11 protein-coding genes are annotated in these 19,579 nt (G+C 69.3%); 7 read left to right on the forward strand and 4 right to left on the reverse strand.

The window, feature by feature from the left end; translation table 11 throughout:
- The first annotated feature begins 415 nt into the window (after nt 1–415).
- The gene (locus tag ABZW60_RS16660; protein ID WP_355477614.1) at nt 416–1,513 is read left to right on the forward strand and encodes a glutamine synthetase family protein; all 1,098 of its coding nucleotides are present in this window, start codon (nt 416–418) and stop codon (nt 1,511–1,513) included.
- Entirely contained in the window at nt 1,510–2,643 is a 1,134-nt protein-coding gene (locus ABZW60_RS16665) for an amidohydrolase family protein (protein WP_355477615.1), read from the forward strand. The genes ABZW60_RS16660 and ABZW60_RS16665 overlap by 4 nt, the downstream gene beginning before the upstream one ends.
- A 6-nt stretch (nt 2,644–2,649) precedes the next feature.
- On the opposite strand, the gene ABZW60_RS16670 is transcribed toward ABZW60_RS16665, so the two are convergent.
- Nucleotides 2,650–3,354 carry an NUDIX hydrolase gene (locus ABZW60_RS16670; protein ID WP_355477617.1) on the reverse strand — a complete coding sequence of 235 codons (705 nt, stop codon included), beginning with the start codon at nt 3,352–3,354 and terminating at the stop codon, nt 2,650–2,652.
- Nucleotides 3,355–3,423: 69 nt separating this feature from the next.
- Between ABZW60_RS16670 and nadC the strand changes: the two genes are divergently transcribed.
- From nadC to nadB, 3 genes are read left to right on the forward strand one after another with little or no spacing between them, the layout of a single operon-like run.
- Nucleotides 3,424–4,290: a carboxylating nicotinate-nucleotide diphosphorylase gene (gene nadC / locus ABZW60_RS16675; RefSeq protein ID WP_355477619.1), complete on the forward strand. Its 867-nt coding sequence runs from the start codon at nt 3,424–3,426 to the stop codon at nt 4,288–4,290.
- Nucleotides 4,291–4,342: 52 nt separating this feature from the next.
- The gene (gene nadA, locus ABZW60_RS16680; protein ID WP_355477620.1) at nt 4,343–5,311 is read left to right on the forward strand and encodes a quinolinate synthase NadA; all 969 of its coding nucleotides are present in this window, start codon (nt 4,343–4,345) and stop codon (nt 5,309–5,311) included.
- On the forward strand, nt 5,308–6,852 hold the full coding sequence (gene nadB / locus ABZW60_RS16685; RefSeq protein ID WP_355477621.1) for an L-aspartate oxidase: 1,545 nt from the start codon (nt 5,308–5,310) through the stop codon (nt 6,850–6,852). The genes nadA and nadB overlap by 4 nt, the downstream gene beginning before the upstream one ends.
- Here nadB and ABZW60_RS16690 read toward each other — a convergent pair.
- The 3 genes from ABZW60_RS16690 to ABZW60_RS16700 are packed head-to-tail and all read right to left on the reverse strand — an operon-like array spanning nt 6,831 to nt 9,798.
- Entirely contained in the window at nt 6,831–7,772 is a 942-nt protein-coding gene (locus ABZW60_RS16690) for a TAXI family TRAP transporter solute-binding subunit (RefSeq protein ID WP_355477622.1), read from the reverse strand. The genes nadB and ABZW60_RS16690 overlap by 22 nt on opposite strands.
- Nucleotides 7,769–9,145: a HAMP domain-containing sensor histidine kinase gene (locus ABZW60_RS16695; protein WP_355477623.1), complete on the reverse strand. Its 1,377-nt coding sequence runs from the start codon at nt 9,143–9,145 to the stop codon at nt 7,769–7,771. The genes ABZW60_RS16690 and ABZW60_RS16695 overlap by 4 nt, the downstream gene beginning before the upstream one ends.
- Nucleotides 9,142–9,798 (reverse strand): response regulator transcription factor, encoded by a 657-nt coding sequence (locus tag ABZW60_RS16700; protein ID WP_355477625.1) that lies wholly within the window; start codon nt 9,796–9,798, stop codon nt 9,142–9,144. The genes ABZW60_RS16695 and ABZW60_RS16700 overlap by 4 nt, the downstream gene beginning before the upstream one ends.
- 217 nt (nt 9,799–10,015) lie before the next feature.
- On the opposite strand from ABZW60_RS16700, the gene ABZW60_RS16705 reads away from it, so the two are divergent.
- Together ABZW60_RS16705 and ABZW60_RS16710 are read left to right on the forward strand one after the other, a co-directional pair.
- Complete coding sequence (locus ABZW60_RS16705; RefSeq protein WP_355477627.1) at nt 10,016–13,294, forward strand: LamG-like jellyroll fold domain-containing protein; 3,279 nt, start codon at nt 10,016–10,018, stop codon at nt 13,292–13,294.
- 50 nt (nt 13,295–13,344) lie between these two features.
- Nucleotides 13,345–19,485 (forward strand): RHS repeat-associated core domain-containing protein, encoded by a 6,141-nt coding sequence (locus ABZW60_RS16710; protein WP_355477629.1) that lies wholly within the window; start codon nt 13,345–13,347, stop codon nt 19,483–19,485.
- Nucleotides 19,486–19,579: the final 94 nt, after the last annotated feature.

A 19,579-nucleotide genomic window follows, 5' to 3' on the forward strand; every position in this document is an offset into this window, starting at 1 on the left:
CGAACCGCCTTGGCCCGGGTCTGCGCGTCGTACTTCCTCGGCATAGATGCCACCTTCCCAACGAAGGAGGTGTGCATCAAACCCGGGGTGGTTCACTGTCGGTATGTTGACCGCCGCTTGGCTGTCTCGTCGGGTCGTGTGGGGTTGAGCGGCGGCGAGTGAGAAGGTCTCTTGTATGGCCTCGTATCTCCTTCCCGTGCTCGGTGATGGTGAGCTTGTTGAGCTCGACGCTGAGCTTGCTCGGGCCGCGGTCAGTGCGGTCGCGGTCACCGTCGTTGATCCCGGGGGTGTGCCTCGGGCGAAGTTTGTGCCGCGGGAGAGGATCGCGGAGACGCACCGGTCTGGGCTGGGGGCGGCGCCGAGTTGGCATGTCTTCTGCGTTGACAATGGGATCGCGTTCACGCCTGAGCTGGGCGTGGTTGGTGACCAGCGGCTGCGCCCCGATCTGCGCGCGTTGCGTGTGCTCGGCGGCGGGCTGGCCTGGGCGCCGGCGGAGGTGCATGAGCAGTCCGGTTCGCCCTCGCCGCTGTGCACACGTGGCCGGCTACGGGAAACGGTGGGCGAGCTGGCGGCGCTCGGCGTGACCGCGACCGTCGGTTGTGAGGTCGAGTTCGTCCTCACCGCCGCTGACGGCGCGGCGCTGACCGAGCGCCCGTGGAACTGCTACGGCCTGACCGCGGGCCTGGACCGGGAGGCCTTCCTGCTGCGGCTCCTGGACGACTGCCGAACCGCCGGGCTCGACGTCGTGCAGTGCCATGCGGAGTACGGCGACGAGCAGTACGAAATCTCCTTCTCCCCCGCAGATCCGGTCACCGCGGCCGACATGGTTGTTCTGGCGCGCATCGTGATCGGCCGCGCGGCGCGGCGCGCAGGGCTTGCTGCGTCGTTCTCGCCGGTGCCGTTCGCGGGTGGTAGCGGCAACGGGGCGCACATCCATGTCTCGCTCGATCGCGACGGTACGCCGATGCTGTCCGGCGGACCCGGACCACACGGGCTGACCGTGGAGGGCGAGTGGGCGATCGGCGGAATCGTCGCCGGGCTGCCCGGCATGGTCGGCGTACTCGCCGGCTCCGTGCTGTCGGGTCAGCGGCTGCTCCCCGGGCACTGGTCGGGCGCGTTTGTCTGCTGGGGACTGGAGAACCGCGAGGCCGCAGTGCGTCTGTGCGCGGTCGAGGCAGGCAGCGCCAACATCGAGGTCAAATGTGTCGACCCGTCAGCCAACCCGTACCTCGCGACCGCGGTGGTGCTCGGCTTGATCGCGGACGGACTGCGGCGCAGGTCCCCGCTGCCGGCCGAGGCCACCACTCATCCGGCCGACGCGCAGCACCGGACGCTGCCTACCGATCAGACGGCGGCGCTGGACGCGCTCCAGGATTCGGCTCAGGCCGAACACATCCTCGGCGCCGACCTGCTCTCCGCGCTACTTGCCGTGCGGCGCCACGAGGCGACCGCCTTCGAAGGACAGGATCCGTCGGCCGTGGCCGACCGGCTGCGGTTCGCGTGGTCGGCATGAGCGAAAGCGTCGCCGAGCTGGCCGCCGAGTTGCCGCTGATCGACCACCACTGCCACGGCGTCCGGACCGGCACCGCGACCGATGCGGAGGTGCAGCTGCTGGCCACCGAATCGGACTGGCCTGCCCCACCCGGCACGTCGGTGTTCGACAATCTGTTCGGGATCACGGTGCGCGCGGTGTGCGCGCCGCTGCTCGACCTGCCGCGGCATTGCACCGCCGAGGAATATCTTCGGCGCCGCGGCGAGCTGGGCGGAGCGGAGGTCAGCGCGCGGCTGTTGGCTGCGAGCGGCACCGAACGGTACCTGCTCGACACCGGCTTTCGGGCTTCGACGATCACGACGCCGGACGAGCTGGCGAGACTGACCGGCGCGGCTACCGAGGAGATCGTGCGCCTGGAAACACTCGCCGAGTCGATCGCGCCAGGCTGCACCGCCGCAGGGTTCGCGGACGCGTTCGACGAGGCGCTGGACACAGCCGCCGCGAACGCTGTCGGGGTCAAGTCGATCATCGCCTACCGGTACGGTCTCGACTTCGACCCCGCCCCACCGGAACCTGCTCAGGTCACCGCGGCCGCGGGCCGCTGGCTGACGGCGATCGAGGCGGGCGCACCTGCGCGTCTCGCGGAACCGACTCTGCTGAGGCATGTGCTGTGGCGGGCGGTGGAACTCCGCAAGCCGATCCAGTTGCACGTCGGGTACGGCGACCCGGACATCGTGCTGCACCGCTGCGATCCGTCCCACCTCACCGGGTTCGCGCACGCGACGCGTACGACGGGCGCTCAGCTGATGCTGCTGCACTGCTACCCGTACATCCGTCAGGCCGGGATTCTCGCGCAGCTCTTTCCGCATGTTTGGCTGGACACCAGTTGCGCAGTCAGCCATACCGGGCCGTCCAGCGAGACGCTCGTGCGTGAGTCACTGGAGATCGCGCCGCTGCACAAGGTGCTTTACGCCTCGGACGCGTTCGGCCTGCCCGAGCTGTACGCGTGCGGATCCTGGCTCTGGCGCCGAGCCGTCGGCCGGGTGCTCGACGAGTGGCTGGCCGACGATCTGATCGGCGCGGCGGACGCACGTCGCTACGTCGAAATGCTCGGTCGCGGCAACGCCGTTCGAGCCTACGGTCTGGAGTAGACAGGGTCAGCGTGGTGGGCGCAGTACTGCGAACGGATCGGTGACGGTCAGTTCGCGGGCTGCGAACTTGTAGACGGTGGCCGGGCGGCCGCCGCTTTGGCCGGGGGTGGCTCGGCGGTTGGTGGGGGCGATGACGTGTCTGCGGGTCAGGACGCGGGTGAGGTTGGTGGCGCCGAGCTCGTAGCCGAGTGCGGCGCCGAAGAGGTCGCGTAGCTCCGCGATGGTGAACTCCAGCGGGGCCAGGGCGAAGCCGATGTTCGTGTACGACAGTTTCGCGCGCAACCGCGCGACCGCGGCCTCGATGAAGAAGTGATGGTCGAACGCGGTCCGCGGCAGCTCGTCGACGGGATGCCACTGCGTGTCGGACGGAAGCTTCGGCTGCACGTCGGACGGAACCAGGCCCAGATAGCCCGTCGCCAGCACGCGGGCCCGCGGATCACGATCGATCGCACTGTGCGTGGCCAGCTGTTCGAGGTGCGCGACGTCGCGAACGTCGACCTTCGTCGCGAGGTGCCCGGTGATGGCTTCCCGGAGCCGCTCGGTGGGCTCGACCCCGCCGCCGGGAAGCGCCCAGCGGCCGCGGTACGGACCCTGTGCGCGTTTCCACAACAGCACGCACAGCCTGCCGTCGCGAACGGACATGACCACGGCGAGCACCTCGTGCGGGTAACCGGGGAAGTTAACCGGATCACCTTTCTTGGCTGTTGACACGAGGCCGATGGTAGCGTGCAGCTAGTTATCGCCTCAGAAGCGAAAACATCACAGAGAGCAGGCCGGCAGATGCAACTGACGACGGAGACGGTCCGGACCGCGGTGGCGGCCGCACTGTTCGAGGACCAGGCGGCAGACGATGTCACCACCCGATGGAGCGTCCCGGAGACGCTGGAGGTCGAGGCGACGATGATCGCCAAGCAGTCCGGTCGCGTGGCGGGCCTGACTGCCGTACAGGAGGTGTATGCCGCGGTCGATCCCACCGTGAAAGTGCGGACGGCCGTTGCCGACGGCGAGACGGTGGTCCCGGGGCAGCCGCTCGCCTGGATCAGCGGCCCGGCGCGGTCGGTCATCACCGGCGAGCGGGTGGCGCTGAACTTCGCCCAACGGATGTCGGGCATCGCGACCCTGACGTCGGCGTTCGTCGCCGCGATCGGGGCGCGCCCGGTAGCGCTCCTCGACACCCGGAAGACAGCACCCGGCCTCCGGGCCATGGACAAGTACGCCGTGAGCTGCGGCGGCGGGACCAACCACCGGCTCGACCTGTCCGCGATGGTGCTGCTCAAGGAGAACCATCTCGCCGCGGCCGGCGGGGTCCGTCAGGCGGTTCAGCGTGTCCGCAAAGGCATGGTTGCCGAGGGCGACAGCATGGCGATCGAGGTCGAAGTCACCACTGCCGAGGAGGCCCGCGAGGCGCTGGACTGCGGGGTCGAGTGGATCCTGCTGGACAACATGCCGGTCGAGCAGATGGCCCTGATCGTCGAGCGGCGCAACGCCTCCGGATCGACCACCCGGCTCGAAGCCTCCGGCAACATCACCCTGGACACCATTGCGGAGGTCGCCGCCACCGGCGTCGATGCCGTTTCGGTCGGCGCCCTGACCCACTCCCCCACCGCACTCGACATCAGTCTGCTCGTGACCCGCAACCACGGGTGAACCCATGCCCAGTTATCGCTTATCAAGCGAAAACCACCCGAAAGAAGGACCTGTGACCACGACAATCACCTGGCAGGAAGAGGTACGGCGCCTCGCCCGGGAACGCGATGCCGTGATTCTCGCCCACAACTACCAGGAACCGGCGATCCAGGACGTGGCCGACCACGTCGGCGACTCACTCGCACTGTCGCGGATCGCTGCCAGTACCGAGGCGTCCACGATCGTGTTCTGCGGCGTGCACTTCATGGCGGAGACGGCGAAACTTCTCAGCCCCGCCAAGACCGTGTTGATCCCGACGGCCCAGGCGGGCTGCTCGCTGGCGGACACCATCGACGCGGACCAGCTACGGGCCTGGAAGGCCGAGCACCCCGACGCCGTTGTTGTTGCCTACGTCAACACCAGCGCGGCGGTGAAGGCCGAGGCCGACATCTGCTGCACCTCGTCCAACGCGGTGGAGGTGGTGAACTCGATCCCGGCGGACCGGCCGGTCTTGTTCCTGCCGGATCAGTTCCTCGGCGCGCACGTCCGGCGGCAGACCGGCCGGGACAACATCGAGGTGTGGATGGGCGAGTGTCACGTGCATGCCGGGATCACCGCGGCCGACCTGCGCGCTCAGGTGGCCGCCGATCCCGCGGCCGAGGTCCTCGTGCACCCCGAGTGCGGCTGCGCGTCGTCGGCCGTCTGGCTCGCCGGCGTGGGTGATCTTCCGGCCGAGCGGACCCACATCCTGTCCACCGCCGGCATGCTGGACACCGCTCGCGGCATGACCGCGAAGACGGCACTGGTCGCGACGGAGATCGGCATGCTCCACCAGCTGCGCAAGGTCAACCGTCGGACGACGTTCCTGCCGGTGAACCCGAAGGCCTCGTGCCGCTTCATGAAGATGATCACCCCCGAGCTGCTGGTGCGGTGCCTGCGGGAAGGACGCGACGAGATCCAGCTACCGCCGGAGGTCGTCGAGCGGGCACGGCGTTCGGTCGAGCGGATGGTTGCCATCGGCAAGCCTGCGGGTGCGCGATGACACGCGCAGCCGATGTCGTTGTGATCGGCTCCGGTGTGGCAGGCCTGTCGACGGCACTCGGTCTCGCAGCGACCCGCTCGGTGATCCTGCTGAGCGCCGGCGACGGCAGCACGCCCTGGGCACAGGGCGGCATCTCGGCCGCGTACGGCGACGACGATCCACTCGACCACTGGCACGACACCGAGGTCGCGGGCGCGGGATTCTGCGATCCCCGCACTGTCCGCGCGCTGGTCGAGGAGGGACCGCAGCGGCTCGCCGAACTCATCGCTCACGGGGCGCGCTTCGACCGGAACGGCGACGGCTCACTGTCGAGGACCCTGGAAGGCGGCCACGGCCGTCCCCGGGTCGTTCACGCCGGCGGCGACGCCACCGGTGCCGAGGTCCATCGCGCGCTCCTCGCCGCCCTGCAGCGAAGCAGCGTACAGACGGTGACCGGCCGTACCGTCGGTCTGCTTCAGTCGGAGTCCGGCAGCGTGGTCGGGGTGCTCGTCGAGACGGGCACCGAGCGCACACAGATCGAGGCGCGCGCCGTCGTACTGGCCACCGGCGGTATCGGCAACGCGTACCTGGCCAGCACCAACCCCGCGTCGGTGCGTGGTGACGGGATCGCCCTGGCGCTGCGAGCCGGCGCGTCGCTGGTGGACATGGAGTTCGTCCAGTTCCACCCGACCGCGCTCCACACCGGGGAGACCAGCGGTCAGCTGCCCCTGGTCACCGAGGCTGTCCGAGGTGAGGGCGCCGTACTGCGCGACGCCCACGGCCGCCGGATCATGGCCGGACGGCATCCGCGAGCCGACCTGGCGCCGCGGGACGTCGTCGCCCGGGCGATCGAGGCGACGATGCGCCGCGACGGATCCGATCATGTCTGGCTGGATGCGACGGATGTCGCGCCGGACGTACTCCGGAAGCGGTTCCCGACCGTACTGGCCTCCTGCGCCCGCATCGGCGTCGACCTGTTGTCCGAGCAGATCCCGGTCGCGCCGGCCGAGCACTTCCTGTGCGGCGGCGTTCGGACCGATCGGAACGGCGCCACCGACGTACCCGGCCTGTACGCGGTCGGCGAGGTCGCCGCGACCGGCGTCCACGGGGCCAACCGGCTCGCCTCGAACAGCCTGCTGGAAGGACTCGTCTTCGGGCGACGCGTCGCAACGGCTCTGACCCTCGACCTGCCCGCGAGGGACCTCGGCAGGGTCCGTGAGCTCGTGCTCGGCGAGGATCCCCGACCGGAGCGGATCCGCACGATCCTCAGCAGGTACGCCGGCATCCGTCGCGACGGAGCCGGTCTGAACGCCGCCGCGGACGAGCTCGACGCCATGGGCACCGGGCCGCTCGCGACGGTGGCGCGGGCTGTCGTCGTCGCGGCGACCACACGACAGGACAGCCGCGGCTGCCACTGGCGTTCCGACCATCCGCAGACCGACGAACGATGGGACGAGCACATCGTCGTACGCCTCGGCCGAGAAGGCCGCCCGACTGCTCTCCTGGAGCAGAACCTGTTGCCTTCTCTGGAGACGTCCGCTCAGCCGTGGACGCTGCGGTAGCGCTCGGCCGCGCCCGGGTGGAGCTTCAACGGGCTGGTGCCGATGAGTGAGTTCGGATCGAGGTAGTGCGCGCCGACCGCAGCGGCGGGCACTAGCCCCGAAGCACGCTTGACGAGCACGTCGACGATCTTCGACGCGACCGCCCGCGGGACTTCGGGCCGGCAGATCAGCAGGTTCGGTACGCCGATCGTGCTGATCTCCTCGACACCGCTGTAGGTGCCGGCCGGGATCTGCGCGCGCTGGTAGACCACGCCGTACGCCGTACGCAGCGTGGACAGCCAGCGATCGAGTGGCAGCAGGCGGATCGGCACCTGAGCGGAAAGATCCGACAGCCGCCGGGTCGGGACCCCACCGGACCAGAACATCGCGTCGATCCGCCCGGCGGCAAGCGCGTCCGTGGCGTCCGACAGATGGAGGTTGGCGATCACGGGGGCGCGCTCGGCGTGCATGCCGGCTGCGATGAGCAGCCGGTTCGTGGTCAGCGCGGCGCCGGCGCCTGGCGGCCCGGAGGAAACCCGCCGGCCCACGAGGTCGGGCAACCGGCGAACGGGGCCGGCCGCGCGGACAACGCACTGTAGATAGTTCTCGTACACCCTGCCGAGGGCGACCACCTCACGGGACTGCGCCGCGGCGTCGGCGAGGCAGATTGCCAGGTCTGCCTGCCTGAGACGCAGGAGCTCGAGATTCTGCAGGCTGCCCTCGGTCGACCGCACCTCGACGGCCCGGGCGACCTTTGCAGCCGTCAGCTGGGTGGCGAGGAGCTGCGCGAACTCCAGGTAGAACCCGCCACGCTCACCGCCGGCCACCACCAGCCGATCCACCAGGGGGCGGTCAGCGCCGCAACCACCGACGAACGACGCCAGTCCGGCAGCCAGCAGAGCCCGCCGGGACAAGCGCAGCATGCCTACTCTGTCGCTCATGTCGCCGTCCGCAGGTCGACGTGCACCGCCAGGCCGTGTGGCGGCACCGCCTCGATCGTGAGCGTCCCGCCGGCCGCGCTCACCAGCTGGTCGACGATCGCCAGGCCGAGACCGCTGCCTCGCGACGACTGGTGCTGATCGGCGCGCCAGAACCGCTGCAACGCCAACTCACGTTGCTCCTGAGGAAGGCCCGGCCCGTCGTCGACGACACTCAGCCGTACGCCGTCCGCGCCTGCCTGCTCGATCCGGACGATCACCCGCGCTCCGGCGCCGGCGTACTTGATCGCGTTGTCGACGAGAGCGCCGACGATCTGGCGGAGGTCGGTCTCGCTGACCGCCACCGGCGGCACCACGGCGAGATCGGATGCCAGGTCGACACCGTTCTCGGCAGCGAGCAGCCGCCACGCTCCCACTTCACCGGGCAACACCTCGGACACCACCGACTGACCGGCCACGGCATCCGGGCGCCGGCTCTCGGCCTCGGCCAGCCTGAGCAGATCGTTGAGCAGCGCTTCGAGCCGATCGAGGTCCTGCTGGATGCCGGCGAACCGCGGGCTGGACGGATCGCGGAGCTCCGAGGCCAGGGCGTCGAGCCGGAGCCGGACGGCCGCCAGCGGGTTCCGCAGCTGGTGCGACGAATCGGCCACCATCCGGCGCTGCATCTCCAGGGATCGTGTGACCGTGGCCGCCATGTCCGCGAACGATCGGGTCAGATGGCGCAGCTCCGGCGGACCGGACAGCATCACAGCCGGGCCCGTCGTCGGTGTCTCGGCAAGACCGACGACGGCCTCCTCGAGCCGCCGGACCGGAAGAACCACCCAGCGGGTCAGCAGGATCGCCAGCTCGAGGAGGAGCAGCTCGGCGGCGATCGCCCCGGTCACGATCAGCGCCCAGTCGCGACGGACGCCGGAGATCGCCCGGCCGGCGTCGACGCGCAGCACGACTGCGCCGGCCAACTCATGCGGGGTGCCGACGGGACGGGCCAGCAGATGCCGTGGCTCGCTCCACGGCCGAACCGGGTCGAGGGTCGTCTGCGCAAGGTTCCGCGACGCGGATGCCAGGGTCTCGCGCACACCCGGATCGTTGAGGTCCAGCGAGCCAGTGGACATGAGAGGGTGTCCGCTCGGGCCCACCAGCAGCAGGTCTTCGCCGTACACCTCGGTCATCCGGGACGCTTCCGCCTGCACGGTGGCCAGGTCGCCGGCATCCCTGACCTCTCTGGCCAGTGCGGCGAGCTGGTCGAGCGTTGCGACGCGGCTGAGCAGCAGCGCCTGCGTGCGGGCCTGAGAGGTGGTCGCGAGCAGCGGCAGAACCAGTCCGGCAACGGCGACGAGCGAGAAGATCGTCAGCACGATCAGCACTCGCGTTCTCATGAGCCGAGCCGGTATCCGAAGCCGCGGATGGTGGTGATCAGGCCGGGCCTGCCGAGTTTGACGCGCAGCTGGGCAAGATGGACGTCGAGCGCCCGTGAGCTCGCCAGGAAGGCGTCGCCCCACAGCTCGTCGAGGATCACCTCGCGACTCACCGCGGCACCTGCTCGGCGTGCCAGCGCCCCGAGCAGGTCGAACTCCTTCGGAGTGAGCGCGATCTCTTGCTCGTCGACCCGGACGCGTCGAGCGGTCAGGTCGATCACGACGTCACCGGCCTCGACCACCCCGGCCGGCAATGAGCTCCGGGCGCGACGGGTGACCACCACGTCGATCCGGGCCAGCAGCTCGCCCAACCGCACGGGCTTCACCAGGTAGTCGTCCGCGCCGAGCCGCAGGCCGCGCACCACCGACCGCTCGTCACCGCGTGCGGTGACGACCAGCAGCGGGACCTCGCTGACCTGACGCAGCTTCCGCAGTACGTCCAGCCCGTCTCCGTCGGGCAGGCCGAGGTCCAGCAACACGACATCGGCCGAGCTGTGCCGAAGAAGCACGTCGGCGCCTCTGGACACCCGATGTGGTTGGTGACCGTGCGCGCCGAGGACGTCGACCAGCGCCTCACCGACGCTGTCGTCGTCCTCAGCAATCAGTATCCGCACATGGACATCCTGTCATCGCAACGGTCTCGGCGTAGAAATCCTTACGCGCACGTCTGTTGTTGGTACGCGCAGGATCGTCGGGGACTTCGTGGACGCGACCGTGCCGGACCATGTTCCTTGACACGGAGGACTCAGTTCTTCCTTCGTCGCCATGGAGGCCGTCATGCCGTCTCGTACTCTTCAACGCCCGCGTAAGGCCGGTTGGTTGGCGGTGGCGATGAGCAGTGTGCTCGCCCTCCTCGGAAGTTTGCTGGTCGTCATCGCGGCGAGGCCGGCTGCTGCCGCAACGGTGTTGGATGAAGAACAGGCGCGCGATGCCGCCGCCAGGACAGGGCGCCAGGTCGAGGTCGGCGCGCTGACCACCGAGACAGGGCAGGTGTTCGCCAATCCGGACGGCTCGTACACCCGGCACGAGTCGGCGTTGCCGGTCCGGGTCCGCGGGTCGTCCGGGTGGGTGCCGGTGCACATGACGTTGCGGGCCAGAGCGGACGGAACGGTAGCGCCGGTCGCCGGCCCTCTCGATCTGGCGTTCTCCGGCGGCGGCGATACGCCTCTGGTGCGGCTTCGCCGGGACGGCCGTGAGCTGGCTGTCGGCTGGCCGGGCAGACTGCCCCAGCCGGTGTTGTCCGGCGACACCGCGACGTACCGGGAGGTCTTTCCCGGTGTCGATCTCGTCCTGACTGCCTCGACTGCCGGCCTGTCGCAGATCCTGGTGGTCAAGAACGCGGCGGCCGCGGCGAACCCGGCGCTCGGATCGCTGCCGTATCGCCTGACAGCCAAGGGTTTGGTGGTTCGTGCCACGGCGGCCGGTCTGACCGCGACCGATCCGTCCGGCGAGGTCGTGTTCAGCGGACCCGCGCCGTACATGTGGGACTCCTCCGGTCACGGGTCCGCCGTACAGCCCGGTGGCCGGGTCACGGCAGTCGGCGCCCGGGTGGCCGGGGATCAGCTGTCACTGGTGCCGGATCGGGCGTTGCTGACCGCCAAGACCACCCGGTTCCCGGTCTACATCGACCCGTCGTGGTCCGGCAGCAAGCAGGCCTGGACCCAGGTGTGGAGCAACTACCCGACCACGTCGTTCTACAACGGAGCGAACCTCGGCACTTCGGAGAAGGTCGCCCGGGTGGGCTACGACAGCACGGACAACAAACGCACCCGTTCGTTCTTCCAGTTCGACACCAGCGGCGTGAAGTACAAGCACATCCTCAAGGCCACGCTGCAGACATTCGCGAACTGGTCGTGGTCCTGCACGGTGCGCGAGGTGCAGGTGTGGGCGACCAACCCGATCTCGTCGGCGACGACCTGGCGGAACCAGCCGACCTGGGCGTACCAGATGGAGAAGAAGAGCTTCGCGAAGGGCTTCTCGTCGTCCAGTTGCCCGGCCGGCGGGGCGGAGTTCAACGTGACCAGCCAGGTCACGAACGCCGCGGCCAACGGCTGGTCCAACGTCACGCAGGGGCTCCGGGCGTCGACGTGGGCGGAGAGCCACAACGATGCGTACTCGTGGAAGAAGTTCGCCAACAACCCGAGCATCACCATCGACTACAACACGATCCCTGACAACCCGGCCAACCTCACCACGGAAGGCTCGGCGTCGTGTGTGACGGGCGCCGATCGGCTCGTCGTGTCCACGGTGACGCCGACCCTTCGAGCGACTCTCCAGGACGCCGACAACTCGGTCCAGGCGCACTTCGAGTGGTGGACGGTCGACGGTTCGGCCCCGGTCGGTGAGTACGTCTCGCCGACCGTCGCGGGCGCGACGCCGACGGTCGTGGCGACCTCTGTTCCGTCGGGCGCCTTCGGCAACGGCGCGGTCGGCAAGTGGCGGGTGCGGGCGGAGGACGGCATCGACGTCAGCGCGTGGAGTCCGTGGTGTGAGTTCGCCGTGGATGCCACCGTGCCCGAGGCGCCGACGGCGGCGTCGTCGGGGTTCCCGGACAACGGGGCCGGTGACGCGGTGATGGGGACGAGCCTGCCCGTGACGTTCGGCGCGAACGGGGAGTCCGATGTCGTCAGGTACGAGTACGCGCTGAACGGGACCTCGACCGCGCTGAACCTGACCGCGACACCGTCGGCGCCGGGTGGCGAGGTGACGGTCTCGGTCGTGCCGGACCGGTACGTGAACTGGGTGCACGTCCGCTCGGTCGATGCCGGGGGCAACCGTTCCGCGGTGGTCACGGCAGTGTTCTACGCGGGCCCGGCGCCGGGCCCGGTCGCGGACTGGGGGCTGGACGAGACCGGTGACGGCACGGTGGCGGTCGACTCCGGGCCGGGAGGGCACAGCGCCTCCCTGGGTGGCGGCGCGTCCTGGGGTGACGGCAGGCAGGGCGGTGCCCTGACGCTCAACGGCACCACGGGGTACGCGGCGACGAGCGGGGCGGTGGTCAACACGCTGAACTCGTTGTCCGTGTCGGGCTGGGTGCGGCTGACCGACACGTCGCGCAACTCGGTGATCGCCACCCAGGTCGGGAACCAGGCCGGCGCCTTCACGTTGTACTACTCGAGCTCGTACCGGCGGTGGATCTTCAACCGCACCTCGGCCGACGTCGCCTCGCCGACCTACGTCCGGGCGATCTCCACCACGGTGCCCGCGGCGGACGGCAGGTGGGTCCACCTGGCCGGTGTGTACGACGCGCCGAACGCCCAGATCCGGCTTTACGTCAACGGTGTTCTCGAGGCCACCACGGCGTACACCACGCCGTGGAGCGCGGCCGGCGCGTTCCAGATCGGGCGGTCGAAGGTCAACGGCGTCTACGGCGAGTACTGGCCGGGTGACCTGGACCAGCTCCAGGTGTACAACCGGGTGTTGCTGCCGGGCGAGATCCAGCAGGTGGCCCGCCGCGACGGTCAGTGGCTGATGGACGAGAGCTCCGGCACGACGGCCGGGGACACCGCGGGGGCGCATCCGGCCAGTTGGTCGGCCGGCGGTGTGTCACGCGTGGCCGGCAAGACCGGCAACGCGGTGCAACTGAACGGCACCACCGGTGTGTTGACGGCGTCCGGTCCGGCGGTCCGCACCGACGGCAGCTTCACGGTGGCCGCCTGGGTGAAGCCGTCCGCGATCGGCAAGAACGAAGTCGTGATCAGTCAGGACGGCTCGCAGGTGAGCGGTTTCAGCCTGGGATACGTCTGGGACGACATGTACGGCGGTTACCGCTGGTCGGTGGCGATGCCGGTCGCGGACTCTGCGGCGGCGGAGGTGCACACGGCGGTCGGCCCGTTCGACGAGCCGGTGGCCGGCGGATGGACGCACGTCGCGGGGGTCTACGACGCGAAGGCCCAGATGCTGCGGCTGTACGTGGGCGGCCAGTTCGTGGCCGAGACGTATCACCGCAGTGCGTGGAACGCGGCCGGGGCGTCCCGCTTCGGAGCGGGGTTCACGTCGGCGGCCGGCCTCGGTGGCTTCTTCACCGGCGCCATCGACGACGTGCAGATGTACTCCGGGGTGCTCTCGGATCAGCAGATCGCTGACCTGTACCTGCCGTCCCAGCAGTAACCCACTCGTGGTCACAGAGTTCCGCCCCGCTCGATGAAAGGAGTGGCGCCATGCTGGTGCCGTTCACCGGAATAGTCACGGCCATCGCGCTCGCTACCGGCAGCCTGGTCGACGTACCCGCGGCGCACGCCGATGTCGGTGCGTCGGATGCCTGGCGGCCCGCGGCACAGACCGAGTGGTCGGTGCCTGGGCACGATGCCGCGCCGAGGTCGCGTCCGGCCGATCCGAAGGCGGCGTCCGTGCTGCGGCAGCCTCCACAGGTGAGTCGACCGGAGTCGGGTGAGGCGGAGGTCTCGCTCCCCCGCGACGGCACCACGACGCAGGCCGGCCGGTGGCCGGTTCGGGTCGGCGCCGGGCGGGTCCAAGGCGCTGCGTCGACACCCGTGAACCGTGTCCGCGTTCAGGTTCACGACCGATCGGCTGCTGAGAAGGTCGGCGCCTCGGGGATGCTGTTCAGCGTCGGTCGTACCGACCAGGTCGCGAGCAGTGGCCAGGTGAAGGTCGAGGTGGACTACTCGACGTTCCGTTCGGCGTACGGGGGTGACTGGGCAAGCCGGCTGCGGCTGGTGCGGCTGCCGGCGTGTGCCCTGACCACACCGGACAAGGCCGGGTGCTCGGACGGGCAGGTGCTGACGTCGAGTGCCAGCGGCAACAACCGGATCGCGACCGAGATCGCCGCCTCGACTGAGGCGACGGTGCTGGCGTTGACGTCGGCGCCGGCCGGCAGCGCCGGTAGCTACAAGCCGACCGCGTTGTCGGCGTCGGCGTCGTGGAACGCGGGCGGCTCGTCGGGCGCGTTCACCTGGGGTTACTCGATGGATGGCCCGGAGAGCCTCGGCGGCCCGGAACCGGATCTGGATCTGGGCTATTCGTCCGGTGACATCGACGGCCGGGTGGCGTCGACGAACAACCAGTCGTCGTGGGTCGGGGAAGGCTGGGGCCTGGACGAGGGGTTCGTCGAGCGGCGGTACACGTCGTGCTCGGACGAGGTGACGACGACACCGAAGCCGCAGGACCTGTGCTGGGAGACCGACAACGCCTACCTGGTGCTGGGTGGGACCGCGTCCGAACTGGTCCGTGACGACGCCACCGGTGTCTGGAAACTGCGCGACGACGACGGCTCGCGGCTGGAGCGGTTGACCGGCGGAGTGAACGGCGACAATGACGGCGAGCACTGGCGGCTGACGTCGCTGGACGGAACGCAGTACTACTTCGGGTTGAACCGGCTGCCGGGGTGGGCCGCGGGCAACGAGGAGACCGGTTCGGTCTGGACCGCGCCGGTGTTCGGCAACGACGCGGCTGAGCCGTGTCACGGGACGTCGTTCGCGGCGTCGTACTGCACGCAGGCGTGGCGCTGGAACCTGGACTACGTCGTCGACCCGAACGGCAACGCGATGTCGTACTTCTACGACAAGGAGACGAACTACTACGGCCGGAACCTGACCGCGACCGCCGGCACCCAGTACGTGCGCGGCGGGTACCTGAAGCGGATCGACTACGGCCAGCGGTCCACGTCGATGTACTCGGCGCCGGCTCCGATGCGGGTGTCGTTCACGGTGGACGAGCGCTGCGCGGCGGGTGCGACCTGCGGGACCGGCGACATCACGTCGGCCAATGCCGCGAACTGGCCGGACGTGCCGTACGACCAGAACTGTTCGGCGGGTAAGTCGTGCACCGGGCTGTATTCGCCGACGTTCTGGACGCGCAAGCGGCTGACGTCGGTGACGACCCAGCTGTGGGTGTCCGGGACGACCTACCGGGATGCGACGTCGTGGGCGTTGGGCTACGAGTTCCGTGACCCTGGCGACGGAACATCGCCGGCGTTGTGGCTGGCGTCGATCACCGCGACCGGCAAGGTCGGCGGGACCGCGTCGCTGCCTTCGGTGTCGTTCCAGGGTGTGCAGCTGGCCAACCGGGTGGACGCCGCGGAGGGGATTCCGCCGATGTACAAGTGGCGGCTGACCGACGTGTACGACGAGGCCGGCGGGCACATCCACGTGAACTACTCGGCGGCGGAGTGTACGGCGGGGTCGTTGCCGGCTCCGGACCAGAACACCAAGCGGTGTTTCCCGCAGTACTGGCAGGCCGACGGGTCGGAATCGTTGACGCGGGACTGGTTCCACAAGTACGTACCGGTCACGGTGCTGGAGGATGACCAGGCCGGCGTGGCCGGGACCGAGCGCACCGACTACGAGTACGTCGGCGGCGGCGCGTGGCACTACGACGACAACGAGCTGACCCCGGCGAAGTACCGCACGTGGGGACAGTGGCGCGGCTACGGCCAGGTCCGGGAGCTCCACGGCAACCCCGGCGAGACCCGCTCCCAGGAGGAGAGCCTGTACCTGCGCGGCATGGACGGCGACAAGCTCGCGAACGGCAGCACCCGCTCGGTGACCGTCAGCGACTCCCTCGGCGGCACGATCACCGATCACCCCGCGCTGGCCGGGTTCCAGCGCGAGTCCCTCACCTACACCGAGGCGGGCGGCAGCGTGCTCGAGGGCCAGATCACCGACCCGTCGATCTCCTCCCCCACCGCCACCCAGGTCACCCGCAACGGCACCATCAAGGCCTACATGGTCAACGAGGCCGCCGAACGGTCCCGCGAGGCGCTGTCGTCCGGCGGATGGCGCAACACCGAGACCCGCACCACCTACGACTCCTACGGACTCGAGGTCGAGGAGAACGACCTCGGCGACACCGCCAAGACCGGCGACGAGGAATGCACGCGCACGACGTACGCCCGCAACACCTCGTCGTACCTGATCGATCTCGAGGCCCGCGAACAGACAGTGTCCGTGGCCTGCACCGTCACACCGTCGTACCCGGCCGACGCGGTGTCGGACGACCTGACCTACTACGACGGATCCACCACGCTGGGTGCGGCGCCGACCAAGGGTGACGAGACCCTCAGCAAGGAACTCGCCTCCTACTCGGGCACCACGCCGGTGTACACCCAGGAGGGACGCACGGTCTACGACACCTACGGCCGGCCGATCGAGACCTACGACCAGCTGGACCGCAAGTCGTCGGCCACCTACACGCCTGCCAGTGGCGCGGCCGTCACCACCATCACCGTGACCAACCCGGCCGGGCATGTGACCACGACGACCGTCGAGCCCGCGTTCGGTGAGTCGGTCGCCGAGGTCGACCAGAACGGGCGGCGTACCGACACAACGCGGGACCCGCTCGGCCGGATCACCGCGGTGTGGCTGCCGGACCGGTCCAAGGCGGCCGGGAAGACCCCGAACACCAAGTACTCCTACCTCATCCGGCAGGACGCGCCGTCGGTGATCAGCACCGAGGAGGTCCGGGACGACGGCACGTACGAGGCCAGCTACGACCTGTTCGACGGGCAGTTGCGCGAACGGCAGACCCAGGACCCCGCGCCTGACGGCGGCCGGGTCGTGACCGACACGTTCTACGACTCACGCGGCCTGGAGGTGAAGTCCAACGGCGCGTACTGGAACAACGGCACCGCCGGTACGACGTTGCTGACCGGCGTGAGCGACGCGGCCGTGCCCGGCCAGGACCTGACCGTGTACGACGGCGCCGGACGCGAAACGGTGGAGATCTTCCGCTCGCACGGGTTCGAGAAGTGGCGCACCACCACCACGTACGGCGGAGACCGCATCAGCGTGGACCCGCCGGACGGCGACACGGCCACCACGTCGATCACCGATGCGGACGACGCGGTCGTGGAGCTGCGCCAGTACACCGGCGGCTCGCCGACCGGTTCCTACGACGCGACCACGTACACCTACAACAACCGCGGCGACATGGTCGCCACGACCGACCCGGCGGGCAACACCTGGGACACCACCTACGACCTGCGCGGCCGGGTCACCCAACGCGAGGACCCCGACACCGGGACGAGCAGCTTCACCTACGACAACGCCGGCCAGCTGCTCACCAGCACGGACGCGCGCGGCACCACCCTCGCGTACACCTACGACGCCATAGGCCGCCGTACTGCCATGTACGACGGGTCCACCTCCGGCACCAAGCGCGCTCAGTGGACCTACGACACACTCGTCTCAGGCACCAGCGTGAAGGGCATGCTCGCGAGCTCGACCCGCTTCGTGAACGGCAACGCCTACACCAAGTCGGTCGACGCCTACGACATCCGGTACCGGCCGCTGACCAGCACGGTCACGATTCCCGCGTCCGAGGGCGCGTTGGCCGGGTCGTACAAGACCAACACCGGCTACACCGCCACCGGGCTGCCGTCGCTGGTGTCCTACCCGGCAGCGGGTGGGCTCGCGGCGGAGACGCTGCGGTACGGCTACGACGCGGCCGGCCGGTTGCAGACGGCGAGCAGTGGCCTCGGCACGATGCTCACCGCGGCGACCTACACCCCCTACGACGAGGTCGCCCAGTCGACCCTGTCCGCCGCGGCCGGCAAGCAGCTCGTCCACACAGCGTTCTACGACGACGCGACCCGGAACCTGGACCGCGTCCTGGTCGACCGCTCCACTGCCCCCGAACACCTGGCGGACGTGAAGTACACCTACGACCCGGCCGGCAACATCACGAAGATCGCCGACACGCCCCAAGGCGGTACGAGCGATGTCCAGTGCTTCAGCTACGACTACCTGCGCCGAATCACCGAGGCATGGACCCCGGCTGCCGACTGTGCCACCCAGCCCGGAGCCGGCGCACTGGCCGGACCAGCGGCGTACTGGCAGAGCTGGAGCTACGACAAGACCGGTAACCGGCTCAGCGAGACCAATCACGACCCGGCCACCGGCGCCGCCACCACATCCAACTACACCTACCCAGCCGCCGGAGGGCCCCGGCCGCACGCGCTGGCCGGCGTCGCCACCGGCACCCGGAACGACACCTTCGCCTACGATGCCGCGGGCAACACCACCGCCCGCAACGTCGCCGGGAAGGCCCAGACGCTCACCTGGGACGCCGAAGGCAATCTGGCCACCCTCACCGAGAACGGCAAGGCCACCAGCTACCTGTACGACGCCGACGGTGAGCGGCTCATCGCCCGCGACACCGGCGGCACCACCCTGTACCTCGACAACACCGAACTCCACCTCAGTCCCACCGGCACGGTGACACCCACCCGCTTCTACGACCTCGGCAGCACCAGCGCCGTCCGCAACGAGTCGGGTCTCACCTTCACCGTTGCCGACCACAACGGCACCAACACCCTGTCGGTCAACGCCACGGACCTCAGCCAGGAGCAGCGTCGCTTCACACCGTTCGGCGTCGAACGCGGCACCAAGCCCACGACCTGGCCCGACCAGCACGGGTACGTCGACGGCGTCGACGATCCCACCGGACTCACCCACCTCGGCGCCCGCGAATACGACTCCGCCCGCGGACGCTTCATCTCCACCGACCCCGTGGCCGACTTCGACAACCCGCAACAGCTCAACGGCTACGCGTACGCCGACAACACGCCGATCACGGCCAGCGACCCCGACGGCCAATGGCGCGTCCTGCCCGGCGGCCACTACTGCGACGGCTGCGGCGGCTACAACCACGCCCCCAAGAAAAAGAAGAAGGCCGCGAAGCACAAGAAGGCTGCCAAGAAGGCCAAGCACTACTGCGACGGCTGCGACTACCAGCGCTACCTCGCGAAGAAGAAGAAGGAGAAGATCGCGGCGGCCAAGCGGGCCGCCGCCAAGAAGGCGGCCAAGAAGGCGCGCGAGAAGGCAGCAAAGCTCAAGAAGAAGAAGGCCAAGAAAGCCGCCAAGAAGCCCAAGAAGAAGGAACAGCGCAAGCGGCCGAAGAAAGGCAAGAATTCGATCCTCGGCGGCGAGAACTACACGCTGGTGAAGGTCGCCGGTACCGGATACGCGATCTGCCGGTTCATCAGGGGCACGCCGGCCAACACCTGCGCCGTCCTCGGCTCGGCTCTCGCCAAGGGGAAGACCGATGGCGGCGGGTGGTACTACGTCAAGTGGTACGTCGTCGCCCGTGGCAGCTGGACCCTCTACCGGGTCGGCGAGATCTGGAAGAAGGGCGGCGTCACCCCGAGAGGACAACTCGGCAAGGTCAAGGGCGAGTTCAGAGCCGATGGAAAGGCCATGAGACGAGGCCTCGGCTTGTGGTTGCTCTACGACATGCTCGGCGGAGACACCCGCTCACCACATCGCAACGACAAGCCCAAGCAGAAGACGAAGTGCGTGGTCTCGTGGAAGGTCTGGGGCCACAACGTCTTCAGCATCTGCTGAACCTGACCGCAAGTTCTGCCTGCACCGGCGGGGATCACCCCGCCGGTGCAGGCGTCCGTCCGGCCTCCGAACAGTGTTGTCCAGGGATTCTTCT

Source organism: Kribbella sp. NPDC003557, from assembly GCF_040610805.1.
GTDB lineage: Bacteria > Actinomycetota > Actinomycetes > Propionibacteriales > Kribbellaceae > Kribbella.

What these genes read in the sequence shown, in the direction of transcription:
- ABZW60_RS16695 (WP_355477623.1), bottom strand. Translation starts at nt 9,145, where the DNA reads ATGAGAACGCGAGTGCTGATCGTGCTGACGATCTTCTCGCTCGTCGCC.
- ABZW60_RS16665 (WP_355477615.1), top strand. Translation starts at nt 1,510, where the DNA reads ATGAGCGAAAGCGTCGCCGAGCTGGCCGCCGAGTTGCCGCTGATCGAC.
- ABZW60_RS16705 (WP_355477627.1), top strand. Translation starts at nt 10,016, where the DNA reads ATGAGCAGTGTGCTCGCCCTCCTCGGAAGTTTGCTGGTCGTCATCGCG.
- ABZW60_RS16710 (WP_355477629.1), top strand. Translation starts at nt 13,345, where the DNA reads ATGCTGGTGCCGTTCACCGGAATAGTCACGGCCATCGCGCTCGCTACC.
- ABZW60_RS16690 (WP_355477622.1), bottom strand. Translation starts at nt 7,772, where the DNA reads ATGAGCGACAGAGTAGGCATGCTGCGCTTGTCCCGGCGGGCTCTGCTG.
- nadB (WP_355477621.1), top strand. Translation starts at nt 5,308, where the DNA reads ATGACACGCGCAGCCGATGTCGTTGTGATCGGCTCCGGTGTGGCAGGC.
- nadC (WP_355477619.1), top strand. Translation starts at nt 3,424, where the DNA reads ATGCAACTGACGACGGAGACGGTCCGGACCGCGGTGGCGGCCGCACTG.